We start from the raw sequence: 23,527 nt of genomic DNA on the forward strand, positions 1-23,527 counted from the left end.
GGCGCAATTCATGATTGGACCTGATGCCGGACGACAGGACCGACCCCGCGAACCGCCCCTCTCCCGACGCGCTGCTGGAGCATGCCGAGCGCGAGGGCCGCGGCCGGCTGCGCATATTTCTTGGCGCCGCGCCCGGCGTCGGCAAGACCTACGAGATGCTGATGGCGGGCCGTGCCCGCCGCGCCGACGGCATCGATGTGGTGATCGGCATCGTCGAGACGCACGGCCGCAAGGAGACCCAGGCCCTGGTCGACGGCTATGAGCTGATCCCGCGCCGCCTGGTCGACTATCGCGGCCAGACTCTCGAAGAGATGGACATCGACGCCATCCTCAAGCGGCGCCCCGCCCTCGTCCTGGTCGACGAGCTCGCCCACACCAACGCGCCCGGCAGCCGGCATCCCAAACGCTATCTCGACGTGCAGGAGATCCTGGCGCAAGGCATCGACGTCTACACCACGCTCAACATCCAGCATGTCGAAAGCCTGAACGACGTCGTCGCCCAGATCACCCGCGTCAGGGTGCGCGAGACGGTTCCCGATTCCATCATCGACGAGGCCGACGACATCGAGGTCATCGACCTCACCCCCAACGACCTGATCAAACGCTTGCAGGACGGCAAGGTCTATTTCCCCAACACCGCGCAGCGCGCCATCGAGAACTATTTTTCGCCGGGCAATCTGACGGCGCTGCGCGAGCTGGCGCTGCGCCGCACCGCGCAGCGCGTCGACGAGCAGCTGCTCAACCACATGCAGTCGCACGCCATTCCCGGGCCGTGGGCGGCGGGCGAGCGGGTTCTCGTCTGCGTCGACTCGCAACCTGGCGGAGCGGCCCGCATCCGCTATGCGCGCCGGCTGGCCGACCGGTTGCGCGCGCGCTGGACGGCGCTGCATGTCGACACGCCGCGCCTCGCCGGCCTGTCCGAGGAGGATAAGGACCGCCTGGCCAGGAACCTGCGTCTCGCCGAGCAGCTCGGCGCCGAGATCGCCACCATTCCCGGCCAGAATGTCGCCCAGGACATCGTGCGCCACGCGACGGCGAACAACTTCACCCATATCGTCATCGGCAGGCCGACCCGTTCGCGCTGGCGCGAGCTGATCGAGGGCTCGCTCACCTATGATCTGATCCGCAACGCGGGCGACATCAGCGTCCATGTCATTTCGGGCGCCGAGCGCGATGGCGACGCGCCGTCGGCGCGGGTGAAAGCCGCGCCCGAGCAGAAGCCTTTCCAGATCTGGCCCTATCTGTTCTCGACGGCCTATGTCGCCGGCGCGCTGGCCGTCAGCTCGATCCTCGACCAGTTCCTCGACGTGCGCAATCTCGCCAGCGTCCTGCTTCTGGCGGTGCTGACCGCGGCCGTGACGTTCGGGCTCTGGCCGGCGCTCTATGCCTGTTTCCTGAGCGCGCTTGCCTTCAACTTCTTCTTCCTCGAGCCGCGCTACACGCTGACGATCAGGGATCCGGAAAGCATCGTGGCCTTCACCGTCTTCCTCGTCGTCGCCGTGATCGCCAGCAATCTGACGGCGCGCGTGCAGCGCCAAGCGGTCGCCGCCCGCTCGCGGGCGCGCGCCACCGAGGACATCTATTCCTTCTCCAAGAAGCTCGCCGGCGCCGGCACGCTCGACGACGTGCTATGGGCTACCGCCTTCCAGATCGCTTCGATGCTGAAAGTCCGCGTCGTGCTGCTTTTGCCGGAAAACGGCACCATCACCGTCAAGGCCGGCTATCCGCCGGACGACACCCTGGCCGAGGCCGATATCGCGGCCGCGCGCTGGGCCTGGGAGCATAACCGCGCCGCCGGGCGCGGCGCCGACACCTTGCCCGGCGCGAAACGTCTCTACCTCCCCTTGCGGACGGGGCGGACCGCGATCGGCGTGGTCGGCCTCGACAACGATAAGCAGGGTCCGCTGCTGACGCCCGAGCAGCAGCGTCTGCTAGACGCTTTGGCCGACCAGGCTGCGGTCGCCATAGAACGCGTCCAGCTCGTCGCCGATGTCGACCGCGCCAGGCTCGCCGCCGAAGCCGACCGGCTGCGCTCGGCGCTGCTCACCTCCATCTCGCATGACCTCAAGACGCCGCTTGCCGCGATCATGGGCGCGGCCGGCACGCTGAAGGAATTCGCGCCCGCGCTGCCGGAGAAGGATCGCGCCGAGCTCCTGTCGACAGTTGTGAGCGAGTCCGAGCGGCTGAACCGCTTCATCGCCAACCTGCTCGACATGACCAGGATCGAGTCGGGCGCGATGGAGCCGAATTACGCGCTGCATTTTGTCGGCGACGTCGTCGGCTCGGCGCTGAACCGGGCGCAGAAGATCACCGCCGAGCACAAGATAGAGACCGACATTCCGGCCGACCTGCCGATGCTGCGGCTCGACCCTGTTTTGTTCGAGCAGGCGCTGTTCAACCTCCTCGACAACGCCGCCAAATACGCCTCGCCCGGCTCGGCCATCCGGCTGCAGGCCTGGGTCGACAACGGCGCCGTCATCCTGCAGGCGATGGATGAGGGACCGGGCATCCCGCCCGACGACCTGGAGCGGATATTCGACACCTTCTACCGCGTGCGCAAGCGCGACCAGGTGCGCGCCGGCACCGGTCTCGGCCTGTCGATCAGCCGCGGCTTCATCGAGGCGATGGGCGGCACGATCGCGGCGGCCAACCGCACCGACCGTCCGGGCGCGATCTTCACCATCCGCATGCCGGTGCCGGCCGACTTGCCGGCGCTCGGCGCACCCCTTACGGACGACGCGGCATGACAAACCAGACCGTCTCCATCCTGGTCGTCGACGACGAGCCGCCGATCCGCAAATTGCTGCGCGTCGGCCTCGGCAGCCAGGGCTACGCGGTCTCCGAGGCGCCGAACGCCAAGGCGGCGCTCGAACTCATGCAGACCGAGCGGCCAGATCTCATCCTGCTCGATCTCGGCCTGCCCGGCATCACCGGCCTCGAGCTGCTCGGCAAATGGCGCGGCGACGGCCTCGACATTCCCGTCGTCATCCTGTCCAGCCGCACCGACGAGGCCGGCATCGTTTCGGCACTCGAGCTCGGCGCCGACGACTACGTGACCAAGCCCTTCGGCATGAACGAGCTGGTCGCGCGCATCCGCGTGGCGCTGCGCCACAAATTCCAGCAGCAGGGGGAGAAGCCGGTATTCCATACCGGCGACCTCTCCGTCGACCTGGTGAAGCGCATCGTCAAGGTCGAGGGCAAGGAAGTGAAACTGTCGCCCAAGGAATACGACATCCTGCGCATGCTGGTGCAGTATGCCGGCAAGGTGCTGACGCATCAGTTCCTGATGAAGCAGATCTGGAACGACTCGACGGACGTCCAGTATCTGAGAGTCTACGTGCGCCAGCTGCGGCAGAAGATCGAAAAGACGCCGGACCAGCCGCGCTACATCATCACCGAGACGGGAGTGGGGTACCGTTTGCGCGAGGTTGAGTAGCTGACGCAAACCGCTGTGGTTGGCCGAAGCATCTCAAGGTCGTCATCCCCGGGCGAAGCAGGAGCGAAGCTCCGTCGCGGAGACCCTGGGATCCATTCCGTGACTTTTGCCGTGGAGTGCAGCGGAGCAGAATTCTGCACCGTCGCGGCGCATCGAGGTCACGGAATGGATCCTCGGGTCTGCGCCGCGTCGCTTCGCTCCTTGCTTCGCCCGTGGATGACGAAGCGTTCAGCGTTTCGGCAAATCGGCAGGGGTAGAGCCGCCAAGAGACATCAGCCGGCTGGTCTCCAGCGAACTAATCCGCCGACAAATCCGCCGTCCGCGCCAGCGCGCTTCCAAAACCGTTGAGCGAGATGGTGAAGGAGATCGGCTGCGTCGTGTCCGCCGCGATGGCGTTGATCTTCAACGTGGTGCCGTTCTGCAGGAGCGGCGTGGTGTCGGCATCGAATGTCACCGGCACAAGGCAACCGACCGCCTGGCAGGTGTTGAATTGCAGCGTGCCGTCCAGCTTCTTGTCGTCGATCTCGAGCGAAATGCCGTTGGCCAAGGCAAGCCCGAAGGGCAGCGCCAGCGTGCCGGCGGCATCCTGGCCGGTCTTGGTCGTCAATTCGATCGCCAGCAGCCGCTGGCCGCTCTGCTTGTTGAACTGCTGATGCGACAGGCTGCAGACCTTGTTGGTGCCGGTGACCTGGCAGTTAACCGTCCAGTCGCCATGCGTTTCCGACAGCGCCGAGGCGCCGCCCGGCAGTTGCGGCTTGGCCGCCGCGTCGGCTGGCTGAGCGGCCGCGGGCGCCACCTTATCGCCCTTGTTCTGCGCGGCAAGCCCCGCCGCCGGCACACCGGCAATGCAGGCAGCTGCCAGCATCGCCGCGAGATACGCGTACTTCGTCTTCATGACATCCCTTCTTGGCCGCCGCCCCGCGTCAGCTAGAAGCTGACTTTCAGAGACGCGCTGACCGCGTTCTGCTTGACCGTTTCCCCGAAGGCGCCGTTGTACCTGACCGCCAACCCGACGCCGTTGACGCCATTGAGCTCCAGCCCGGCGCCGACCCGATAGAGCGGCGAATCGATAGCTTCCGTCAAGTGCAATGCCGGGTTGCCGGGCAGATTCTCGGCGGCGGCAAAACGCCCCTCGATCTCCCACTGCTTGGTGGAGAACTCGACGCCGGCCTTTCCGTAGATGCGGAAGCTGGCGATATCGCTGACCGGGATGTCGGCCCCGACTTCCAGCGCCGGTGTCACGGCATAGAACATGTTGTCGCTGCCGTCGAAGCTGAAGGCGGCGACCGAGCCCTCCTCCTTGCCGGAGACGTCGAGCCAGCGCGCGTCGAACTGGATTGTCGGCTGCAGGTAGAAAGCGCCCATCTGACGCGTCATGCCGACCCGCGCCGAACCGCTGAACTGGGAGCTATCCTGCTTGTAGGTGACGCTGTTGCCGATGCCGTCGAGCAGTTCCTCGGGCAAATAGACACCGTCCAGCGTCTCGCCGGGAATGAAGCCGACCTGATCGATATGGGTGTCGCGCTCGCCCCTGAAGGAGCCGGTGCCGCCGCCGACCGCGACGTCGACGAAGTAGTTGTTGTTCTCGTACTTCGCCAGAGCATAGGCTTGCCAGGATTCGCCTTTTGTGTCCGACAGCTCGTCGCCGTTGAAGCCGATCTTGGAATCGTACTCGGTGCGGCCGATTGTGGCGCCCAGCGACCAATTGTGCCCGACCTCGGCGGTCACCCATGGCGTTATGGGCCGCACGCACTATATGAAAAGCATGGTTTTTCGTATGGGAGCCGCGTGGATGCTTCGTCACACTCTGGCTGTTCTGGCAGGCGCCGTGCTGGGGGCCGCGGTTTCTCCGATTGCGCCGTCTTATGCGCAGATCGTCATCCCGACGAATCGCAACGCATTGGTGCAGCAGAACGAGCTGCAGCAGTTGCAGAACCGGTTGCAGCGGCAGCAATACCAGCAGCAGCAGCAAATCTATCGCGAGCTCGATCGCCCGACCGTGCCCAGGGGTCAGCCCGACGTGCCGGTATATGACAAGACATGTCGGATGGAAGCGGTCGGCAACACGATTTCCAGGGTTTGCCGCTGACATTTTGTTTTTTTCAGTTTATTAGCCGACTTACTTGCTGGCAAAATGCCTGATTGCAAGGGTGGGGATTTTAGAGCAATTCCAGGAAAAGTGTGACACGGTTTTCCGTCAGGAATTGCGTCAAGACAGAAAGATAGAGCGGTTCGCCGTTTCCACGAAACGGTGAGACGCTCTAGGGTTTGCAGGGGGACAGGTTTTTGCCGCGCTAAGTGCGTGTGGCAGGATGCTGCTCTCACCGGAATTTGGGATGGCAACAACCAAAAAGAAAGCAGTTCGCAGAGCCAGGAAAGGCCAACGGATCCGCCAAGTAGCGGCCATTCCGTATCGGTTGCGAGAAGACGGCAGCCCCGAAGTGTTGCTGGTTACCTCACGCACCACGCGGCGCTTTATCGTGCCCAAAGGTTGGCCGATGAAGGGCAAGTCCGGCCGCAAGGCGGCAACGATCGAAGCCCAGGAGGAAGCCGGCGTTCTCGGCAAGGCGCTGAAGCAGCCTGCCGGCACCTATTCCTATTGGAAACGCATGACCAACGGCTTCATTCGCGTCGACGTTGCGGTCTACCTGCTCCAGGTCACCGAGGAGCTTGCCGACTGGCAGGAAGCTGCGAACCGGCAGCGCGCATGGCTGCCGGCGGCCGACGCCGCCCTGCTCATCGACGAGCCGGAGCTCTCGACGCTGCTGAGGGATTTGACCGTTCCGGCAGCCGACCCGGCTTAGAGAAATCCAGGAGAACTGCGTAGCGCGCGCCACCCTTCGGCGAGAAGGCATCCATGCTGGACCATGCGAGTGTCGGCGCAAGCTAGAGCTTGGCAATGCCGCCCCGCGAATTCGCCGGGATTGTTCGCAGCAGGAAACCCCGGAAACTTTCCGGTTTTCGGCGGGTAACTGCCGCAAAGTCGGCTGTCGTAAAGTTGTAGCAGCCCTCGCCGATAGAGACGCACAGGCTTGCAAAGGCATGGGGCCAAGGCTCTTCGATCTGGGTGGACGCAGCGGCCAGATATTCCTCGATGGAACACGGGCGGTAGCGCAGCGGCTTGCCGCTCGCCTCGCTGTAGATGCTGCAGACATCATCGAAATCGAGCAGGCGATCGCCGGTGAAGATGTGCGTTTCTGCAAATCCGCCGGGTCGGGCGGCGACTGTCGCCACGGCGGCCGCGAATTCGTTGCGCGAGATCGGCGCAAATTTACCATGGCTGGCGGGAAGCGCGAGCTCCCCCGAAGCAGCGCAAGGCAAAAGCCAGCTATCAAGAATGAACTCTGAGTAAAGGCCGCATGCCAAAACGGTCGAGGGCACGCCGCAATGCGCCAGCTGGCGCTCCGTGTCGCGGTAGACAGACGAGAAATAGAACGGCGACAGTTCGCCCGTGTCGAGGATACTCGTGAAGACGATATGCCCGACCGCAACGGCGGCCGCTGCCTCGATGACATTGGCGTGGTGCCGCCTCACGGCATTTGCCGCGCCGTCGCTCGAAATCAGGACCAGAACATCGACACCCTCGAACGCCGTTCGAAGAGCGCGGATGTCTTCATAATCGGCGACGCGAAGCGGCATCGAAGCTGGCAATCGGCGGCGCGCGGTACTGGCGTCTCGGACCATCGCGACCACGTTCCGACCGCGCTTGGCCAATGTGCGGGCAACTTCGCTGCCAACATGGCCTGTCGCTCCCGTGACAAGGATCATCGCCGCCCCCAGCTTTGCGCTTGACTCACATATATCCCGGCGGTTATACGAAAATCAATAGCCAACGGGTTATCGATTAAAATGACGACCGCGCACGATATGCTGTTCAGGACGCTTGCCGATCCGACGCGACGCGCCATCTTCGAACGTCTCTGCCGCCAGGGCGAGCAGACGGTCGGAGCCCTGACCGCGCAGGCCGGCGTGTCGCAGCCGGCGGTGTCGAAGCATCTGGGCGTGCTCAAGGAGGCAGGACTGGTGCGCGACCGCCATGAAGGGCGCCAGACCCATTACAGCGCCCAGCTCAAGGCGCTGGCGCCATTGATGGACTGGACGCGCGACATGGCGGGGTTTTGGGAAAGCCGGTTCGACGACCTGGAAGACCTGCTCAAAAGGATGGATCAATGAACGAAGCAGCAACGCGCTCCGTCATCGTCGAGCGCGAGATCCCTTTTCCGCCTGAAAAGATCTGGCGCGCGCTCACCCAACCGCATCTCATCGAGGAGTGGCTGATGAAGAACAACTTCAAGCCGGTCATGGACCACCGCTTCAATCTGAACGCGGAATGGGGAGGCGTCGACTGCCAGGTGCGGGCGGTCGAGCCCAACCGGACCCTGTCCTACAGCTGGGACACCAAGGATCTCGAGAGCGTCGTCACCTGGACGCTCACCCCGACAGGCACAGGCACGCATCTGCGCATGGAGCAGGTCGGCTTCCGCACCGACCAGAAGCCGTATTACCGCGGCGCCACGGTGGGCTGGAAGCGCAACATCGCCGCCCTGGAGGAACTGCTTTCGCGGATCGATTGAGTCCGCCGAAGCGTCAGAAGACAGACACAGGTCCTGGCGGGGCGGCAAACCGCAGGCGTAAGCAATGGAGACACGAAAATGAAGATCAAGCTGACCAGCATCTATGTAGACGACCAGGAAAAGGCCCTCGGCTTCTACACGGACGTTCTGGGCTTCACCAAGAAGGCCGACTTCACCAACGGGCCGTTTCGCTGGCTGACCGTCACCTCGCCCGACGATCCGGACGGCACCGAGCTGCAGCTGGCGCTCAACGACAATCCGGCGGCAAAGACCTATCAGCAGGCCGTCTTCAAGCAGGGCCAGCCGGCGCTGATGCTTTTCACCGACGACATCAAGAGCGACCATGAGCGCATCAAGGCCAATGGCGGCACCTTCGCCATGGCGCCGACCGCGGTGACCGGCGCGACCATCGCGCAGCTCAACGACACCTGCGGCAACCTCATCCAGCTTTCGCAGCTGGCGCGCTGGCAAGGCTGACGTTTTAATCGTTCGACAGAGGAGGTAGCATTGGACTGGAGCAAGTGGATCAGGCAGCTTCACCGCTGGCTGTCGATTATTTTTACTATGACCGTCATCGCCAATTTCGCCGCGATGGCCATGGGCCCGCCGCCCGCCTGGATCGTCTATTCGCCGTTGATCCCGCTTTTCCTGCTGCTGTTCAGCGGACTCTATATGTTCGTGCTGCCCTATGTCGCCAAATCACGTGGTGAGCCGGCGCGCGAGCGCATCGGATCAGCCTGATGGCGAAAGCGAAATCGCCGAAAACTGCCGCCGGATCCGCGGACAAGAAGCCGGTCCTGCTTTCGGGCGGCAACCCGCAGATCGCCAAGGGCTATGGCGACGCGCCCGTGCAGGCCTATATCGCGGCGATGCCGGGCTGGAAGAGCGAGGTCGGGCGCCGGCTCGACCAGCTCATCGTTGAGGCCGTCCCCGATGCGCGGAAAGCCGTCAAATGGAACTCTCCATTCTATGGCATGGAGGGCGACGGCTGGTTTCTTGGCATCCATTGCTTCGCCAAATACATCAAGGTGGCATTCTTCCGCGGCCTGTCGCTGAAGCCCGTGCCGCCCGTCGAATCCAAGAGCAAGGACACGCGCTATTTCCACATCCATGAGGACGGCCGGCTCGACGAGGAGCAATTCGTTTCCTGGGTGAAGCAGGCGAGCCAGCTGCCTGGCGAACGGATGTAAGCGCACGAAAGATCAAGCGCCGTCTCCCTGAAAGGGCCATGGTGGCGATCACTATCCAGCATCGAGGGAGAAATGGACATGCAACAAGGCGGCGCGCAGGACGGCAAGTCTCCGTCAGAGCTGATCGACGGACGGATCAAGGAGCTCGGCGACTGGCGCGGCGAGACGCTTGCCCAGCTCCGCGCCTTGATCAGGCAAGCCGCGCCCGAAGCGGTCGAGACATGGAAATGGCGCGGCGTCCCGGTCTGGGAGGACGCCGGCATGATCTGCACCGGCGAGACCTACAAGGCCGTCGTCAAGCTGACCTTCGCCAGGGGCGCGGCACTGCCCGATCCCGAGAAGCTCTTCAACTCCAGCCTCGAAGGCAACACCAGGCGCGCCATCGATTTCAAGCAAGGCGACAAGATCGACGCCGATGCCTTGAAGGCGCTCGTCCGCGAGGCCGTGGCCCTCAACAGATCCAAGGTCAAACGCTGAGAGACGGCTGGGGCGCTATCAGGTTGATGTTGCCGGCTTTTTCATCCGCGCCTCGGCAACGCGGGTCGATAACTATGCGCCAAATATCGGCATCACGCAGCGTAAGCGTCCTTCTGTTGCTGAGCAATAACTCATGAAACAAATACTGGACAAATTTATCGGCTGTTAAGCCAGACCCGTTATCTGGATTGATGTCGCCAGTAACTGGGCGACATGCGGGGAAGAACATCGTCTCAACCGACGGATGAGCCAGTCGGACAGACACCGAGGGAGCCAGCACAAGCTCCATGGGAATGGGATGAAGCTCTCATCGACCGACGCCGCCCCGCGTCTTATCGGACTGGTCTGGCCTTTCGTCGCGGTCGTCCTGATCCAGGCACTGGTTGCGACGCTCAGCCTCCACACGCTGTCTGCCGTCCGCGCCTATGTCGGCGGCGAAAGCCAATGGTCGAAGGGGCAGAAGCACGCCATCTATTTCCTCAGCCTATATGCCGACACCGGCCAGGAAGAGTATTTCAAGGAATATCGCCAGGCCATCGCCGTGCCGCTCGCCGATCGCGCCGCGCGGCTGGCGCTCGAGCAGGCCGAGCCCGACACGAATACGGCCCGGCTTGGCTTTCTTGGCGGCAACAACCATCCCGACGATGTCGACGGCCTGATCTGGCTGTTCCGGAATTTCCGCGGCGTGAGCTATTTCGATACCGCGATCCGCCACTGGACGGCTGCCGACGAGATGATCCTCGCCATCGAAGGACTTGGCGACGACATGCATCGACGGCTCGAGAACGGGCCGGCGTCGGCGGCCGAGACCGGTCTCTGGAAGGCGCAAATCCACCAGCTTGACCGCCGGATCGGGCCTCTGTCCAGGGCATTCTCCGATAGCCTCGGCGAGGGATCGCGCTTCATCAAGATGGCGCTGACGGCGGCCAATCTCGCGACCGCCGCCCTGCTTATCCTCCTCGCGGTCTGGCGCACGCGCAAGCTGATGAAGCAGCGCCAGGCATTCCAGAACGCCCTCAACGCCGAGCGCGAGCGTGCCCAGATCACGCTGGCTTCGATCGGCCAGGCCGTCATCAGCACCGATGCCGAGGGACGGCTGGACTATATGAATGCCGGAGCCGAAAGGCTGCTTGCCTGTTCGCTGGCCGCCGCCAAGGGCAGGCCGGTCGCTTCGTTGTTCCGGCTCGTCGACAAGGACAGCGGCGTCGAGGAGACCGATCTGGTTCCGCGCCTGCTGGCGGGCGAGCCGCGCCGCTCCAATGTGCGCCCGCAGCTTCTGGAGCGTTCCGACGGTTCCGTCGTGCCGGTGGCGCTGAACGGCGCGCCGCTGATCGTTTCCGGCACGATCCTCGGCTGCGTCCTGGCCCTGCACGACATGACGCGCGAGCAGGACTATATCGAGCGCCTGTCATGGCAGGCATCACACGATGCGCTGACCGGTCTCGTCAACCGCCGCGACTTCGAGAACCGGCTGGCTGGCGCCATCTCCGAAGCGCTGGAGAGGCCGCGCCGGCACGCGCTGATGTATCTCGATCTCGACCAGTTCAAGCTGGTCAACGATACGTGCGGGCACGCCGCCGGCGACCACCTGCTGCGCCAGATCTCGGTGCTGCTCGCCAACGAGCTGCCGCCCGGCGACATCCTGGCCAGACTGGGCGGCGACGAGTTCGGCGTGCTGCTCTTCGATTGCGATATCGACTGTGCCGCCGCCACGGCCGAGCGGTTGCGCGCCACGGTCCAGGATCTGCATTTCTCCTGGGAAGGGCGTCCCTTCAACATCAGCGTCAGCATCGGCATGGTCGAAGTCGCCAATGCCGGCATGACGCTGGAGGAGGTGCTGCGCGCCGCCGACGTCGCCTGCTACATGGCCAAGGAAAAGGGCCGCAACCGCGTCCAGCTCCACAGCGACGGCGACTCAGCACTTCGCGAGCGCTTCGGCGAGATGGCCTGGGTGCAGCGCCTGCATGCGGCGCTCGATGAGAACCGCTTCAGGCTGCATGCGCAGGAGATCGCGCCGCTGCGCGACGATATTGCCGAGCCCGGCGCGCATATCGAAATCCTGCTCAGGCTGACCGACGAGGACGGCAGCTTCGTCACCCCGCAGAGCTTCATCCCGGCGGCGGAGCGCTACGGATTGATGCCGGCGATCGACCGCTGGGTGGTGCGCAACACCTTCGCCACATTGGCGGCGAGACGCATCGATCCGCGCGCGACGCCGATATCCACCTGCGCGATCAATCTCTCGGGCGCCACGTTCGGCGACGAGACGTTTCTCGGCTTCATGCGCGAGCAGTTCGCCGCGCACGCCATTGCGCCCGAAACCATCTGCCTGGAGATCACCGAGACCAGCGCCATCGCCAATCTGACCGAGGCCATGCGTTTCATCGCCGACCTGCGCGGGCTGGGCTGCCGCTTCGCGCTCGACGATTTCGGCTCCGGCATGTCGTCCTTCGCCTATCTGAAGCATTTGCCCGTCGATTACCTCAAGATCGACGGCGGCTTCGTCAAGGACATGCTCGACGACCGCATCGACCGCGCGATGGTCGAGATGATCCATCATATCGGCAAGGTGACGGGAAAGCGCACCATCGCCGAATTCGTCGAAAGCGACGGCATCGTCGAAGCCTTGAAGGCGATCGGCGTCGATTATGCGCAGGGCTATGTGATAGCCAGACCCCAACCATTCGACGCGACGACGGTTCTCGGCAATCGGCCGGGTGCGAAGGAGGACGTTTGGGAAGGCGTGGCGCAGGCCTCGCGCCGCAAGGCCGGTTAAGCGCTTCCCTTCCCGGATCCGGCCTGCCGTTCCAACAGGATCGTCGGCTTATCGTGGTAGACGGTGCGCAAAATCTCGCGATAACCGTTCTTCTCGGCCACTCTCTGCGAAGCGCCGTTTTCCGGATCGATGATGCAGACGGTTCTCGCCTGTCCGAACGCCTCGTCGCTCCAGGCGACGATCCGCCCGACGACTTCGCTCGCAAGCCCCTGGCCATGCGCCTCCGACGCCAAGGCCCAACCGGCCTCCGGCACGCCCTCGATCGAAGGTTCGATTTCGCGCTTCAGGTCGTGGAACCCGGCTTCGCCGATGAAGCGTCTCGTCTTCTTGTCCTCGATCGCCCAGAAGCCGTAGCCGATCAGCGACCACAGGCCGGCATGGCGCAGGAAGCGCATCCAGCTTTCCTCCCGCGTGCGCGGCTTGCCGCCGATGAAACGGGTGACGGCAGGCTCCGCCCACATGGCGGCATAGGTCTCGAAATCGTCCAGCCTGTGCGGCCGCAGAACGGTGCGCGCCGTCTCGAGGATCGGCACGCCGGCTTCCGTCTTGATGCTCATGGCATTTCCCCTCCATTGAGGTGACAGCGCTTAGAGCAATTCCAGGAAAAGTGTGAGCGGTTTTCCGTCCGGAATTGCGTCAAAACAAAGAGATAGAGCGGTTCGCCGTTTCCGTGAAACGGTGAAACGCTCTAGCAAACCAGCGCGCTCGATCAAGGGCCAGGACAATGCGGTGGCTCTTCCAGCCATAACGGCCATGGCACGGCTGCATCGCTATGGGCTTTTCGCCTGGCGATGCTAGTTTGCGCGAAGCCGACCCGGAAACGCAATTCGACCGGAGAAGAATCATGGACACCACCGACCTTCTGCTGGCCATCATCCATCACCTGCTGGTATTCTCGCTGGCCGGCATCATCGGTGCCGAATTCGTGCTGGTGCGCGGCGATCTGGGCGCGGCGACGCTGAAGCGCCTTGCCGGCATCGACCGCCACTACGGCGTCATCGCCGCGCTGATCGTCATCGTCGGCGTCTGCCGGGTGTTCTTCGGTCTGAAAGGCTGGGAATTCTACGTCTACAATTGGGTGTTCTGGGCAAAGATGGCGGCCTTCGCCATCGTCGGCCTGCTGTCGATCGTGCCCACCATGCGCTTTCTCTCCTGGAACAGGCAGGCGGGCGGCGACCCGTCTTTCGCGGTGTCGGCGGCTGAATTGGCTGCGGTGAAGAACTACGTCCGCGCCGAGGGCTTTGTCTTCCTGCTGATCCCCGTCTTCGCCGCGGCCATGGCGCGCGGCTACGGTTATTAGAACAGAAAAAACTCCTCGGCCGGAAACCTCTCGTCCAGCGGCGCGATCGGCACCAGCGGCGCCGGTATGTCGGTGGTCTTTTCCTTCGACTTGCAGATGTCGGCGATGACGCAGGCCGGGCAGTCGGGCTTGCGCGCCTTGCAGACGTAGCGGCCATGCAGGATCAGCCAGTGATGCGCATGGCGCATGAATTCGGCCGGGATGACCTTGAGCAGCCCTTGTTCGACCTGTTCGGGCGTCTTGCCCGGCGCCAGCCCGATCCGGTTGCCGATGCGGAAGATATGGGTGTCGACCGCCATCGTATGCTGGCCGAAGGCGACGTTGAGCACGACATTGGCGGTCTTGCGCCCGACCCCCGGCAGCTTCACCAGCTCGTCGCGATCCTGCGGCACCTGGCCCGCATAGTCGTCGATCAACGCCTTCGACAGCGCGATCACGTTCTTGGCCTTGTTGCGCCACAGACCGATGGTGCGGATATGATCGCCGACCTTGGCCTCGCCCAATGCCAGCATCTTTTGTGGCGTGTCGGCCGCCGCGAACAGCGCCTTGGTCGCCTTGTTGACGCCGGCATCGGTCGCCTGGGCAGACAGCACCACCGCGACCAGCAGGGTGAAGGCGTTGACATAGTCGAGCTCGCCTTTCGGCTCCGGCCGCTGCACGCAAAAGCGTCGGAAGATCTCATGCACCTCGGCCGAGGTGTAGAGCGAGCGCGAGGCAGCTTTTCGCGGCCGTCGACCAGGCGTCCGGCCGCCGCCCGCGACGGCGGATTGAGACTTTTTGACAGCTACGGATTTTTTCGACTTGGGAAGCGCCATATCCCTTCCTATAATATCCCCTCATGAGCGACACAAACGCCTCGTTCCAGGCCGACGAGCCATTTTTCCAGGCCTTGCTGACGCCGCACCGCTCGCTCGGCCGCACCGGCTTCCTGATCCTGATGGGAGCGCTTCTGTTCGGCTGGGCGGTGACGGGCGCCTTCTTCCTGGCGCATGGCGCCTGGCCGGTGTTCGGCTTCTTCGGCCTCGACGTGATCGCCGTCTACATTGCTTTCCGCGCCAATTACCGCGCCGCCCGCGCCCGCGAGGAAATCTCGGTGTCGCGCACCAGCCTCGACATCCGCAAGACGGCGCCGTCCGGCCGCTCGGAAAACCATCGCTTCAACCCGTTCTGGACGCGGTTTTCGATCGCCCGCCACAGTGAGATCGGCATCACCAAAATGGCGGTGGAAGCCCAGGGCAAGAGCGTGGCGATCGGCGGCTTCCTCAATCCCGACGACCGCGAAAGCTTCGCCACCGCCTTTTCGCGCGCGCTGGCGACCGCCAAGACGCGCTGAGCATGATCCCGAACCGAAGGTCCGCGTCAGCGAAAAGTGGACACCGGTTTTCGGACAAGATCATGCTCACGGCAAAATAGCCGCATCAGAACCGATACCGCAGCAGCCTGCCGACCTTGCGCATGGCAGGGATAAGCTTCCACAGGCCAATGAACAAGCGCGCGGACCAGCCAAGGCGCGCCCCTTGCTGCGGCTTGTAGGACGGGATCTCGCCGATGAAGCGAAGTTTGGGCACCGCTCGCTCCAATTCGCGCGGATCCTCGATGGCCCAATGGACCTCGGCGCCCGTCGCCTTGATGGCCGGATTGAGGCGCATCAGCTTCAGGCCGAAACGGCTGTAGGCATCGAACATCAGCTCGCCCCCGGCAAGATGCGAGACAAGCCGCGCAAGCAGCAGCGGTCCCTCGTCGGCGGCGAGATACGGCGTCAGCCCCTCGGCCACCACGATCGCAGGGCGATTGCGGGGCACCTCGGCCAGCCAATCCGGTTCGGTGACCGACGAAGCGACCAGATGGTAACGCTCCCTTGACGGATAGAGCCTGTGCCTGAGCTCGATGACATCAGGATAATCGACATCGAACCAGTCGACGCCTGGCAGCGGGTCGACGCGGAATATCCGCGTGTCCAGCCCGCATCCCAGATGCAGCACGATCGCGTCCGGATATCTTGCAAGGAAATCCGCGACGCAGACGTCCAGCGTCTTCGCCCTGATTGCGAACCCCAGCCCGAGATTGCCGTCGACCTTGAGCCTTGCGAAATCATAGTCGATCTTGCGCACCGCCTCGTCGGCGAAGCGATCCTGCAGCAGCGAATTGGGCAACCGGCTCTCCAGCGCCTTGCCGTAGAGCGTCATCAGCAAGGTTTCCCTTGCCCCGGTCAGATCAACCTTTTCGCCGGCCATCATTGTCCTCTTCGGCCCGAAGCTGACTCTATCTGGGTGTGGATGGCGGGAAGGCAAGTTTCGGGTGGTGGCAAAGCTCTGGAAGACCGATATTCGCGGTCAAGGAGATATTGCCATGAACGCCCAGATGATCATGAATACCCGCATGAAACCGACCGCGATCCTCCAGAACGACATCACGCCGGAAGGCAGCGACTATGACGTCGTGCGCCGCGCCATCGAGAAGATCAGCCTCGACTATCGCGACCAGCCCTCGCTCGAGGTCCTGGCCGAGGAGGTCGGCGAGACGCCGACCGGCCTGCAGAAACTTTTCACCCGCTGGGCCGGCCTGTCGCCCAAGGCCTTCCTGCAGGCGGTGACGCTCGACCATGCGCGCAGGCTGCTCGATTCCGGCATGCCGCTCTTGGAGACCTCGTTCGAGCTCGGCATGTCCGGTCCCGGCCGGCTGCACGACCTCTTCGTCACCCATGAAGCGATGTCGCCCGGCGACTACAAGACCCGGGGCGCGGGTCTCACCATCCGCTACGGCTATCACATCTCGCCTTTCGGCATTGCGCTCATCATGGTCACCGACCGGGGTCTCGCGGGCCTCGCCTTCTGTGACGCCGGCGGCGAGCGGGCTGCCTTAGCCGACATGTCCGGCCGCTGGCCGAACGCCACTTACGTCGAGGACATGTCGGCGACCCAGTCTTACGCCGCGCGGGTCTTCGACCCGACGCAATGGCGCGCCGACCAGCCGCTGCGCGTGGTGATGATCGGCACCGATTTCCAGCTTCGCGTCTGGGAAGCCTTGCTGCGCATCCCGATGGGCAGGGCCTGCACCTATTCCTCGATCGCGGCAAGCATCGGCCATCCCAGCGCCAGCCGGGCCGTGGGCGCGGCGGTGGGCGCCAACCCGATGTCCTTCGTGGTGCCCTGCCATCGTGCTCTCGGCAAGTCCGGTGCGCTCACCGGCTACCACTGGGGTCTGACGCGCAAACGCGCCATCCTCGGCTGGGAAGCGGGGCAAGCGTCGTGAAACATCGATTTTTTGGCATCTCATTGCGGAAAACCGTGTATTGAAATATAAATCGGTACAGTTCAAATAAACATATTGTCTTGCCCACGAAATGCAACCGGCGACAACCTCAGGTTATCGCCGGTTTTCTTTGAAGTTGCTTTCCGTCGTTATTTCACTTAACGCTAAATTAACCACGATAAAGCTGGCCGCCTGCGCCGGCCAGACAGCATCGGCGGCCCCCACCGGAAATGTGCTGTTCAACGGTACGATCACCGCGACCTGCACGGTCACGATCAACTCTAACGGCACGATGACCGTCAGCAGCAACCTTCAGTCGCTGAGCTCGCACAATGCCGGCGGCTCGGCCGGCAGCGCCCAGGTCGATACCACGGGCGGGGTATCGCTCAGCGTCGACCCGGTGACCACGACGTCCGTGCCGGCCTCGGACACGACGGCGACGACATGGACTCCGACCTTCGCCACTTCCGGCGCCCAGACGGTCGCGGAAACCGGCACTGCGACCGCGCTGACGGTGCCGGGCACATCGACGGTCGCGATCAATCTTGCCGGCACCACGAGCGGCATAAACCGCTTCTCCGCCGGCAACTACCAGGCAACGGTGACGCTGCGCTGCGAATAGCCTTCTCGCGAAAGGAGCGGTCCGTGAGAACGATTGCAATTCTGGCGGCGGGCCTGACCGCCGTGCTGTCTCCCATCGCCGCGACCAGCCAGTCGATGACGCCGATGCGGGGCGAGATGCGATCCTTCACGGATGCCTTCGCCGTTCGTGTGTCCCCGGGCAACCCGTACAACCAGCGCATACGTGTCGAGGTTCATGTCTATGACCAGGATTTCCAGCCGGTCGACGCCCGGATCACGCCAAGCGCCTTTCTTCTGGCCGGCCAGGCATCGCGTCCGGTCCTGGTGGTCGTCCCGTTCGACGGCGCAAACGAGCGTAAAGTGCGTATCTGTACCGAGAGTATCCCCTTTCCAAGCGAACAGACCCAGATAAGGGCACAGATATGCGGAAAGTTCTTCGGGCATCGCAGGTTCTGACCTTGTCCCTGCTGCCCGTCCTGGCTGTCGTAAGCCAGGGGCTTGCCGAGGATATCCTGAACCTGAACCTGAACCTGAACCAGAACCAGACCGGTTTCAGCCTGCCCGGCGTCAGCCTGCCCCAGGGCCAGGATGAGGTTCATGCCAGCGACGCACGACCTGCCGCTCGGCCGTTTCCGGCAGCGGCGCCTATCTCGACCTTGGTGTCATCCGCGGCAACAACTCGAGCAGCCAGGCCAACAGCGACATCGCCACATACGGCCGCGTCGTGATCCAGATTGGGCGGACGCCGAAACGCGTCGATTGCAGCCGCCTCTACGAGCTGGAGGTCGAGCGCCTGCAGCTGGAATTGAAGCTCCTCAAAATGGGCCTCGGCACCGATGGCCAGACGACGGGGAGCACGACGAACATCCCTGCCACGGGAGTCACTGCTTCCGCAGCGGCTCCCGCAGCTCGCTCGGTGCCGTCGGCGGGATGGGCCAATGAAGGCTGGAGCATCGGAGGCACGACCGGCAGTGAAAGAAAAAGAAGCGGAAATAGTCGAGCGCCGTTGGCGATAGCAGCGCTTGCCTGCCTCTGCCTCCCGGCACAGGCGGCGATCATCGGCACCTGCACGGTCATCATCGGTGCCTCGGGGACGATGAAATTGAACCCCTCCATCAACATCTTCGGCTCCAAGCAGGCCGACGGGTCGAGCGCCGGCGCCACCATCACCGCGAACTCGACGCTGTGTTCGATCCTAAACCTGCTGGACTGCTACACCGTCTCCGCGCCGGCGCCGGTCGCCTTCACGTCCGCGCCGAGCGGCGGCGACACCAATGTCACCTTCGCCTCCGTCTTCCGCCTCGATGGCTCGGGGCTGGATGTTTCCGGTAGCTCGCCGCAAAAGCTGAACAACGGCACCCACACCATGCAGGTCGATCTGACCGCCACGAAGTCTCCAGGCATCTTCCCGGCCGGCAATTACCAGGCCCAGGTCACCGTCCGTTGCGAATGATGCTGTGGGCCAGACGGCGCGGACAGCGACATGATCTGGCAACCGGCGGGCTTTGCGGCTAGCTTCGCGCCCAGCCCGCAATTACAGGATAAAGCGCTTCGCGTATTTCGCTGGAATTGCGCAAAAGCAGATCTTGGAGCAGGTTCGCCTTTCAGCGCAGGCTGACCGCTTCAGCGGGAGGCAGTTTTTTGATTATCGTTGTCGGCTCGATCAACCTCGACCTCATCGCCAATGTCGACCGCTTGCCGGAACCCGGCGAGACGGTGCGCGGCTCCGGCTTCGCCACCGCGCCCGGCGGCAAGGGCGCCAACCAGGCACTGGCCGCGACGCGCGCCGGCGCGCCGGTGCGCATGGTGGGTGCCGTCGGCAAGGATAGTTTTGCCGCCGAAGCGCTCGCCCTTCTCAAAGCCGGCAATGTCGATCTCTCCGGTGTCGGTCAGAGCTTTGCCTCCACCGGCACGGCCTTGATCCTGGTCGGCGCTGATGGAGAAAACGTCATCGCCGTCGTGCCGGGCGCCAATGATTCGGTGGTGCCGGGCGATGTCGCCAAGGCCTTCCTCAAAAAGGGCGATGTGGTGCTCTTGCAGCATGAGATCCCGCTGCAGACCGTCGAGGCGACGCTCGACGCGGCGCGCGCGGCGGGCGCCGTCAGCGTGCTCAACACCGCCCCCTTCCGTACCGAGGCCGCCGGCTTCGTCGGCAAGGCCGACTATGCCGTCGCCAACGAAACCGAGTTCGATCTCTATGGCGAGGCGGTGGCGCTTTCGGGGCGCGACCGCCCTGCTCGCATGCGCGACTACGCCCAAAAGACAGGCCGCGCCATCGTCGTCACGCTGGGTGGCGACGGCGTGCTTGCCGCCACGCCGGACGATTTCCTCACCGTTCCCGCGCTGAAGATCACGCCGGTCGACACGGTCGGCGCCGGCGACACCTTCTGCGGCTATTTCGGCGCCGGCCTGTCGTCCGGCCTGTCGCTTCGCGATGCGCTCACCCGCGCCGCCGCGGCCGGGTCGCTTGCCTGCCTGAAGCCCGGCGCGCAGCCGGCCATTCCGGTGGCAAAGGATGTCGACGCAGCCCTGGCGGCGGCACGGTAGCGGCCATGCGCCCCGTCACCAAACATGCCGTGCCGCAGGCCGGCGACATCTGCCGCCTCTCCGCCGTCGAGCTCGCCGACAGGATCAGACGTCGACAGCTGTCGGTGCATGAAGTCGTCAGCGCTTTCCTCGACCGCATCGAAGCGGTGAACCCGCTGGTCAATGCCATCGTTTCGCTGCGCGAGCGCGCCGATATCCTGGCCGAGGCCGAGAGCGCCGATGCGCATCTGGCGCAAGGCGGCGAGGCCGGATCGCTGTTCGGGCTGCCGATCGCCATCAAGGACCTTGCCCTGACCAAGGGGCTCAGAACCACCTTCGGCTCACCGATCTTCGCCGATTTCATTCCCGACGAGGACGAATTCTTCGTCGAACGCATCCGCAGGGCCGGCGCCATCATCATCGGCAAGACCAATGTCCCGGAATTCGGCCTGGGCTCCAACACCTACAATCCGGTCTTCGGGCCGACGCTCAACGCCTTCGATCCGGCGCTGACCGCCGGCGGCTCGAGCGGCGGCGCGGCCGTGGCGCTGGCGCTCGACATGGTGCCGGTCGCCGACGGCAGCGACTTCGGCGGCTCGCTGCGCAATCCGGCCGCCTATAACAACGTCTTCGGCTTCCGTCCCTCGCAGGGCCTTGTGCCTGCCGGCCCGGCTTTCGAGGTCTTCCATTCCCAGATGGGCGTCGAGGGACCGATGGGCCGCAATGTGCGCGATGTCGCGCTGCTGCTCGACGAACAGGCCGGCTATCACCCGCGCGCGCCGCTGTCGCATGCCAGCGAGGGGTCGTTCCTCGACGGCTTGGGGACGAAAGCGTCCGGCGGCCGCATCGCCTGGCTGGGCGATCTCGGCGGCCACCTGCCGACGGAACCGGGCGTGCTCGACCTTTGCGAGGGCGCCCTCGCCCGCTTCGCGGACGCCTCGTTCCACAGCGAGAAGCTGGCGCCGGATGTCGATTTCGAGGCGCTGTGGCAGGCTTTCGTCACCTTGCGCCAGGCGAGCAGCGGCTGCGGGTTGAAGGCGCATTACGACGATCCGGCAAAACGCAAGCTTCTGAAACCCGAGGCGATCTGGGAAGTGGAGCAGGCGATGCGCCTGACCGCGCCGCAGATCCATGCCGCCAGCGTCCGGCGCACCTCGTGGCACCGAACGCTGCTTTCGTTGTTCGAGCGCTTCGACCTCATCGCCCTGCCCACCGCCCAGGTCTTTCCCTTCGACGCGACCACCCACTGGCCGCGCGAGGTCGCGGGGCGGACCATGGACAGTTATCACCGCTGGATGCAGGTCTCCGCCTTTGCCACGCTCGGCGGCTGCCCGGCACTCAACGTGCCGGCCGGCTTCGACGACAAGGGCCGGCCCATGGGCATGCAGCTGATCGGCCGCCCGCGCGGCGATCTCGCCGTTCTCAAAGCCGGCGCCGCCTATGAGGCGACGCTGCCATGGCCGGCCGGCGCATGCTGAGCAGCTTCTGAACCGGGCGAGCGGCACCGCTTGCGCCGGGGGCGAAGCCGTGCATTGATCCGGCAGCCATCGCCGCATCACCTCTGTCCGTCCGAGGAAAGACCATGTCGCTGGAACTTTACGCAACCTATGTCGTCGCCTGCATCGTCATCATCCTGGTGCCTGGTCCGACGGTGACGCTGATCATCGCCAACAGCATCCGCCACGGCTCGCGCGCCGGCCTGGCCAACGTCGCCGGCACCCAGGCCGGGCTCGCCATCATGATCGCCATCGTCGGCATCGGCCTCAACACGCTGATCGCCGGCATGGGCCACTGGTTCGAATGGGTGCGGCTGCTCGGCGCCGCCTACCTGATCTGGATGGGCGTGCAGATGTTCCGCGCGAAAGGCGCGCTGAACCCCGACGGGTCGGCGAAGAAGCCGCGCGGCGGCTTCTTCCTGCAGGGTTTCCTGGTGGCGATCAGCAATCCGAAGACGCTGGTTTTCTTCGGCGCCTTCTTCCCGCAGTTCATCGCGCCGCAGGGCAATTACACGCTGCAGATCGTCGTCATGGGACTGACCGCGATGATCTTCGCCGCCATGTCGGACTCGACCTACGCCCTCGCCGCCGGCCGCGCCGGCCGGCTGCTGTCGGCCAGCCGCGTCAGGCTGATGTCGCGCATCAGCGGCACTTTCCTGGTCGGCGGCGGGTTGTGGCTGGCGTTCTCCAAGGCGAAGTGAGTGCCTCTCCTTCTCCCCTTGTCGGAGAAGGTGGCCGAGCGAAGCTCGGTCGGATGAGGGGTGTTGGACGGAGTGAGGCGTTGAGTTTCTTCCAACACCCCTCATCCGTCTCGGCGCTGCGCGCCGATCCACCTTCCCCCACAAGGGGAAGGAAGAAGCGGCCCTATAGCCGCCCCAACCGCTCCACCAGCAGCGCGAAGAAGCCGTCATGGTCGATGTCGCGCATCACCGTGGCGTTCTTTTTCCGCTTGGTGACGCCCCACCAGTCGATCACCGTCATGCCCATGGTCAGCTCCGATGCCGTCTCGACGCTGACATTGCAGTGGCGCCCCTTGAACAGCTCCGGCTTGATGAGATAGGCGATCACGCACGGATCGTGCAGCGGCCCGCCGTCGGTGCCGTATTTCTCCTCGTCGTAGCGCTCGAAGAATTCCAGCATCTCGGCGGTAGCGGTGCCGACCTTGGTGCCGAGCTGACGGAAAGCCTGGGTGCGCTTGGACGTGGTCAATGCCTTGTGGGTGACGTCGAGCGGCATCATCACGATCGGAATGCCCGATTTGAACACCAGATCGGCGGCCTGCGGGTCGACATAGATGTTGAATTCGGCGGCCGGCGTGACGTTGCCGCCCTCGAAGAAGCCGCCGCCCATCAAGACGATTTCCTTGATGCGCGGCGCGATCCTGGGCTCGCGGATCAGCGCCAGCGCGATGTTGGTGAGCGGTCCGAGCGGGCAGAGCGTGATCGTGCCGCTTTCCTCGCGCATCAGCGTCTCGACGATGAAATCGACGGCGTATTGTTCCTGCAACGGCATGGTCGGCTCAGGCAGTTGCGGCCCGTTCAGGCCGGTCTTGCCATGCACTTCCTCGGCGGTGACGAGCTCGCGCGCCAGCGGGCGGATGGCGCCGGCATAGACCTTGACTTCCGGCCTGCCGGCCAGCTCGCAGATCTTGCGGGCATTGTTCTGGGTCAGCTTCAGCGGCACGTTGCCTGCAACCGCGGTGATGCCGACGATCTCCAGCTCGGAACTGCCGAGCGCCAGCAATATGGCGACGGCGTCGTCCTGGCCGGGATCGGTGTCGATGATGATCTTTCTGGACTTGGGCATTTCAATTCCTTTGGGGAGTCTTTTTGGGCGGGATTTAGAGCATGATCCCGAACCGAAGGACCGCGTCAGCGAAAAGTGGGAACCGGTTTTCGGACAAGATCATGCTCCAACG

General features: G+C 64.2%; 29 protein-coding genes. 21 read left to right on the forward strand and 8 right to left on the reverse strand.

The window, feature by feature from the left end; all coding sequences use genetic code 11:
- Positions 1-23: 23 nt before the first annotated feature.
- Positions 24-2,747 (forward strand): sensor histidine kinase KdpD, encoded by a 2,724-nt coding sequence (locus tag FJ471_RS09645; protein ID WP_140802945.1) that lies wholly within the window; start codon positions 24-26, stop codon positions 2,745-2,747.
- Positions 2,744-3,436 carry a response regulator transcription factor gene (locus FJ471_RS09650; protein ID WP_140802946.1) on the forward strand — a complete coding sequence of 231 codons (693 nt, stop codon included), beginning with the start codon at positions 2,744-2,746 and terminating at the stop codon, positions 3,434-3,436. The genes FJ471_RS09645 and FJ471_RS09650 overlap by 4 nt, the downstream gene beginning before the upstream one ends.
- Positions 3,437-3,731: 295 nt before the next feature.
- Here FJ471_RS09650 and FJ471_RS09655 read toward each other — a convergent pair whose 3' ends face one another.
- The gene (locus FJ471_RS09655; RefSeq protein ID WP_140802947.1) at positions 3,732-4,331 is read right to left on the reverse strand and encodes an invasion associated locus B family protein; all 600 of its coding nucleotides are present in this window, start codon (positions 4,329-4,331) and stop codon (positions 3,732-3,734) included.
- A gap of 32 nt (positions 4,332-4,363) precedes the next feature.
- Entirely contained in the window at positions 4,364-5,164 is an 801-nt protein-coding gene (locus tag FJ471_RS09660; protein ID WP_246684669.1) for an autotransporter outer membrane beta-barrel domain-containing protein, read from the reverse strand.
- A gap of 28 nt (positions 5,165-5,192) precedes the next feature.
- Between FJ471_RS09660 and FJ471_RS09665 the strand changes: the two genes are divergently transcribed.
- Both FJ471_RS09665 and FJ471_RS09670 read left to right on the forward strand, forming a co-directional pair.
- Positions 5,193-5,525, forward strand: coding sequence for a hypothetical protein (locus FJ471_RS09665; protein WP_246684670.1), 333 nt, complete (start codon positions 5,193-5,195; stop codon positions 5,523-5,525).
- A 247-nt stretch (positions 5,526-5,772) separates the two neighbouring features.
- Positions 5,773-6,240: an NUDIX hydrolase gene (locus tag FJ471_RS09670; protein WP_140802968.1), complete on the forward strand. Its 468-nt coding sequence runs from the start codon at positions 5,773-5,775 to the stop codon at positions 6,238-6,240.
- 82 nt (positions 6,241-6,322) lie between these two features.
- Here FJ471_RS09670 and FJ471_RS09675 read toward each other — a convergent pair whose 3' ends face one another.
- Positions 6,323-7,204 (reverse strand): NmrA family NAD(P)-binding protein, encoded by an 882-nt coding sequence (locus FJ471_RS09675; protein ID WP_140802948.1) that lies wholly within the window; start codon positions 7,202-7,204, stop codon positions 6,323-6,325.
- Between the two features lie 81 nt (positions 7,205-7,285).
- On the opposite strand from FJ471_RS09675, the gene FJ471_RS09680 reads away from it, so the two are divergent.
- The 7 genes from FJ471_RS09680 (at position 7,286) to FJ471_RS09710 (ending at position 12,453) form a co-directional block, all read left to right on the forward strand.
- Complete coding sequence (locus tag FJ471_RS09680) at positions 7,286-7,609, forward strand: metalloregulator ArsR/SmtB family transcription factor (RefSeq protein ID WP_040990288.1); 324 nt, start codon at positions 7,286-7,288, stop codon at positions 7,607-7,609.
- Positions 7,606-8,010, forward strand: coding sequence for an SRPBCC domain-containing protein (locus tag FJ471_RS09685; protein ID WP_140802949.1), 405 nt, complete (start codon positions 7,606-7,608; stop codon positions 8,008-8,010). Before FJ471_RS09680 ends, FJ471_RS09685 begins: the two co-directional genes overlap by 4 nt.
- 78 nt (positions 8,011-8,088) lie before the next feature.
- On the forward strand, positions 8,089-8,487 hold the full coding sequence (locus FJ471_RS09690) for a VOC family protein (RefSeq protein WP_140802950.1): 399 nt from the start codon (positions 8,089-8,091) through the stop codon (positions 8,485-8,487).
- Between the two features lie 30 nt (positions 8,488-8,517).
- Positions 8,518-8,751 (forward strand): hypothetical protein, encoded by a 234-nt coding sequence (locus tag FJ471_RS09695; RefSeq protein ID WP_140802951.1) that lies wholly within the window; start codon positions 8,518-8,520, stop codon positions 8,749-8,751.
- The gene (locus FJ471_RS09700) at positions 8,751-9,200 is read left to right on the forward strand and encodes a DUF1801 domain-containing protein (protein ID WP_140802952.1); all 450 of its coding nucleotides are present in this window, start codon (positions 8,751-8,753) and stop codon (positions 9,198-9,200) included. The genes FJ471_RS09695 and FJ471_RS09700 overlap by 1 nt, the downstream gene beginning before the upstream one ends.
- A gap of 78 nt (positions 9,201-9,278) precedes the next feature.
- Positions 9,279-9,677, forward strand: a complete 399-nt coding sequence (locus FJ471_RS09705; RefSeq protein ID WP_140802969.1) for a DUF1801 domain-containing protein — start codon at positions 9,279-9,281, stop codon at positions 9,675-9,677.
- Positions 9,678-9,975: 298 nt separating this feature from the next.
- Positions 9,976-12,453: an EAL domain-containing protein gene (locus FJ471_RS09710; RefSeq protein WP_140802953.1), complete on the forward strand. Its 2,478-nt coding sequence runs from the start codon at positions 9,976-9,978 to the stop codon at positions 12,451-12,453.
- Here FJ471_RS09710 and FJ471_RS09715 read toward each other — a convergent pair.
- The gene (locus FJ471_RS09715; RefSeq protein WP_140802954.1) at positions 12,450-13,010 is read right to left on the reverse strand and encodes a GNAT family N-acetyltransferase; all 561 of its coding nucleotides are present in this window, start codon (positions 13,008-13,010) and stop codon (positions 12,450-12,452) included. The genes FJ471_RS09710 and FJ471_RS09715 overlap by 4 nt on opposite strands.
- 287 nt (positions 13,011-13,297) lie before the next feature.
- On the opposite strand from FJ471_RS09715, the gene FJ471_RS09720 reads away from it, so the two are divergent.
- Complete coding sequence (locus FJ471_RS09720; RefSeq protein ID WP_140802955.1) at positions 13,298-13,753, forward strand: DUF2214 family protein; 456 nt, start codon at positions 13,298-13,300, stop codon at positions 13,751-13,753.
- Here FJ471_RS09720 and nth read toward each other — a convergent pair.
- Complete coding sequence (gene nth / locus FJ471_RS09725; RefSeq protein ID WP_140802956.1) at positions 13,750-14,568, reverse strand: endonuclease III; 819 nt, start codon at positions 14,566-14,568, stop codon at positions 13,750-13,752. The two genes, FJ471_RS09720 and nth, sit on opposite strands and share 4 nt — an antisense overlap.
- Before the next feature lie 23 nt (positions 14,569-14,591).
- On the opposite strand from nth, the gene FJ471_RS09730 reads away from it, so the two are divergent.
- On the forward strand, positions 14,592-15,086 hold the full coding sequence (locus FJ471_RS09730; RefSeq protein WP_140546266.1) for a DUF2244 domain-containing protein: 495 nt from the start codon (positions 14,592-14,594) through the stop codon (positions 15,084-15,086).
- Between the two features lie 85 nt (positions 15,087-15,171).
- Here the strand turns inward: FJ471_RS09730 and FJ471_RS09735 are convergent, their stop codons facing one another.
- Complete coding sequence (locus tag FJ471_RS09735; protein ID WP_140802957.1) at positions 15,172-15,987, reverse strand: class I SAM-dependent methyltransferase; 816 nt, start codon at positions 15,985-15,987, stop codon at positions 15,172-15,174.
- A 115-nt stretch (positions 15,988-16,102) separates the two neighbouring features.
- Here FJ471_RS09735 and FJ471_RS09740 point away from each other — a divergent pair, with 115 nt between their 5' ends.
- The gene (locus FJ471_RS09740) at positions 16,103-17,005 is read left to right on the forward strand and encodes a methylated-DNA--[protein]-cysteine S-methyltransferase (protein ID WP_181179289.1); all 903 of its coding nucleotides are present in this window, start codon (positions 16,103-16,105) and stop codon (positions 17,003-17,005) included.
- Positions 17,006-17,119: 114 nt separating this feature from the next.
- Here the strand turns inward: FJ471_RS09740 and FJ471_RS35255 are convergent, their stop codons facing one another.
- Positions 17,120-17,314: a hypothetical protein gene (locus tag FJ471_RS35255; protein WP_246684671.1), complete on the reverse strand. Its 195-nt coding sequence runs from the start codon at positions 17,312-17,314 to the stop codon at positions 17,120-17,122.
- Between FJ471_RS35255 and FJ471_RS09745 the strand changes: the two genes are divergently transcribed.
- From FJ471_RS09745 to FJ471_RS09770, 7 genes are all read left to right on the forward strand, one after another.
- The gene (locus FJ471_RS09745) at positions 17,298-17,627 is read left to right on the forward strand and encodes a hypothetical protein (protein WP_246684672.1); all 330 of its coding nucleotides are present in this window, start codon (positions 17,298-17,300) and stop codon (positions 17,625-17,627) included. The two genes, FJ471_RS35255 and FJ471_RS09745, sit on opposite strands and share 17 nt — an antisense overlap.
- A 23-nt stretch (positions 17,628-17,650) precedes the next feature.
- Positions 17,651-18,043, forward strand: coding sequence for a hypothetical protein (locus FJ471_RS09750; RefSeq protein WP_140802958.1), 393 nt, complete (start codon positions 17,651-17,653; stop codon positions 18,041-18,043).
- A gap of 2 nt (positions 18,044-18,045) precedes the next feature.
- On the forward strand, positions 18,046-18,315 hold the full coding sequence (locus tag FJ471_RS35645) for a hypothetical protein (protein WP_348643326.1): 270 nt from the start codon (positions 18,046-18,048) through the stop codon (positions 18,313-18,315).
- 92 nt (positions 18,316-18,407) lie between these two features.
- Positions 18,408-19,040 carry a hypothetical protein gene (locus tag FJ471_RS34740; protein ID WP_348643327.1) on the forward strand — a complete coding sequence of 211 codons (633 nt, stop codon included), beginning with the start codon at positions 18,408-18,410 and terminating at the stop codon, positions 19,038-19,040.
- Between the two features lie 188 nt (positions 19,041-19,228).
- The gene (locus FJ471_RS09760) at positions 19,229-20,134 is read left to right on the forward strand and encodes a ribokinase (protein WP_140802959.1); all 906 of its coding nucleotides are present in this window, start codon (positions 19,229-19,231) and stop codon (positions 20,132-20,134) included.
- Positions 20,135-20,139: 5 nt separating this feature from the next.
- Positions 20,140-21,591 (forward strand): amidase, encoded by a 1,452-nt coding sequence (locus tag FJ471_RS09765; RefSeq protein WP_140802960.1) that lies wholly within the window; start codon positions 20,140-20,142, stop codon positions 21,589-21,591.
- Positions 21,592-21,695: 104 nt separating this feature from the next.
- Entirely contained in the window at positions 21,696-22,310 is a 615-nt protein-coding gene (locus tag FJ471_RS09770; protein ID WP_140802961.1) for a LysE family translocator, read from the forward strand.
- A 163-nt stretch (positions 22,311-22,473) separates the two neighbouring features.
- Here the strand turns inward: FJ471_RS09770 and FJ471_RS09775 are convergent, their stop codons facing one another.
- The gene (locus tag FJ471_RS09775) at positions 22,474-23,415 is read right to left on the reverse strand and encodes a nucleoside hydrolase (protein WP_140802962.1); all 942 of its coding nucleotides are present in this window, start codon (positions 23,413-23,415) and stop codon (positions 22,474-22,476) included.
- Between the last annotated feature and the right edge of the window lie 112 nt (positions 23,416-23,527).

Source organism: Mesorhizobium sp. B2-7-1 (genome assembly GCF_006440735.1).
GTDB lineage: Bacteria > Pseudomonadota > Alphaproteobacteria > Rhizobiales > Rhizobiaceae > Mesorhizobium.

Coding starts and splice junctions, on each gene's coding strand:
- FJ471_RS09710 (WP_140802953.1), top strand. CDS start 9,976: ATGAAGCTCTCATCGACCGACGCCGCCCCGCGTCTTATCGGACTGGTC.
- FJ471_RS09650 (WP_140802946.1), top strand. CDS start 2,744: ATGACAAACCAGACCGTCTCCATCCTGGTCGTCGACGACGAGCCGCCG.
- FJ471_RS09685 (WP_140802949.1), top strand. CDS start 7,606: ATGAACGAAGCAGCAACGCGCTCCGTCATCGTCGAGCGCGAGATCCCT.
- FJ471_RS34740 (WP_348643327.1), top strand. CDS start 18,408: ATGGGCCTCGGCACCGATGGCCAGACGACGGGGAGCACGACGAACATC.
- FJ471_RS09720 (WP_140802955.1), top strand. CDS start 13,298: ATGGACACCACCGACCTTCTGCTGGCCATCATCCATCACCTGCTGGTA.
- FJ471_RS09680 (WP_040990288.1), top strand. CDS start 7,286: ATGACGACCGCGCACGATATGCTGTTCAGGACGCTTGCCGATCCGACG.
- FJ471_RS09675 (WP_140802948.1), bottom strand. CDS start 7,204: ATGATCCTTGTCACGGGAGCGACAGGCCATGTTGGCAGCGAAGTTGCC.
- FJ471_RS09770 (WP_140802961.1), top strand. CDS start 21,696: ATGTCGCTGGAACTTTACGCAACCTATGTCGTCGCCTGCATCGTCATC.
- FJ471_RS09740 (WP_181179289.1), top strand. CDS start 16,103: ATGAACGCCCAGATGATCATGAATACCCGCATGAAACCGACCGCGATC.
- FJ471_RS09715 (WP_140802954.1), bottom strand. CDS start 13,010: ATGAGCATCAAGACGGAAGCCGGCGTGCCGATCCTCGAGACGGCGCGC.
- FJ471_RS09645 (WP_140802945.1), top strand. CDS start 24: ATGCCGGACGACAGGACCGACCCCGCGAACCGCCCCTCTCCCGACGCG.
- FJ471_RS09745 (WP_246684672.1), top strand. CDS start 17,298: ATGACCGTCAGCAGCAACCTTCAGTCGCTGAGCTCGCACAATGCCGGC.
- FJ471_RS09705 (WP_140802969.1), top strand. CDS start 9,279: ATGCAACAAGGCGGCGCGCAGGACGGCAAGTCTCCGTCAGAGCTGATC.
- FJ471_RS09775 (WP_140802962.1), bottom strand. CDS start 23,415: ATGCCCAAGTCCAGAAAGATCATCATCGACACCGATCCCGGCCAGGAC.
- FJ471_RS09735 (WP_140802957.1), bottom strand. CDS start 15,987: ATGGCCGGCGAAAAGGTTGATCTGACCGGGGCAAGGGAAACCTTGCTG.
- FJ471_RS09700 (WP_140802952.1), top strand. CDS start 8,751: ATGGCGAAAGCGAAATCGCCGAAAACTGCCGCCGGATCCGCGGACAAG.
- FJ471_RS09690 (WP_140802950.1), top strand. CDS start 8,089: ATGAAGATCAAGCTGACCAGCATCTATGTAGACGACCAGGAAAAGGCC.
- FJ471_RS09665 (WP_246684670.1), top strand. CDS start 5,193: ATGAAAAGCATGGTTTTTCGTATGGGAGCCGCGTGGATGCTTCGTCAC.
- FJ471_RS09730 (WP_140546266.1), top strand. CDS start 14,592: ATGAGCGACACAAACGCCTCGTTCCAGGCCGACGAGCCATTTTTCCAG.
- nth (WP_140802956.1), bottom strand. CDS start 14,568: ATGGCGCTTCCCAAGTCGAAAAAATCCGTAGCTGTCAAAAAGTCTCAA.
- FJ471_RS09655 (WP_140802947.1), bottom strand. CDS start 4,331: ATGAAGACGAAGTACGCGTATCTCGCGGCGATGCTGGCAGCTGCCTGC.
- FJ471_RS09765 (WP_140802960.1), top strand. CDS start 20,140: ATGCGCCCCGTCACCAAACATGCCGTGCCGCAGGCCGGCGACATCTGC.
- FJ471_RS09670 (WP_140802968.1), top strand. CDS start 5,773: ATGGCAACAACCAAAAAGAAAGCAGTTCGCAGAGCCAGGAAAGGCCAA.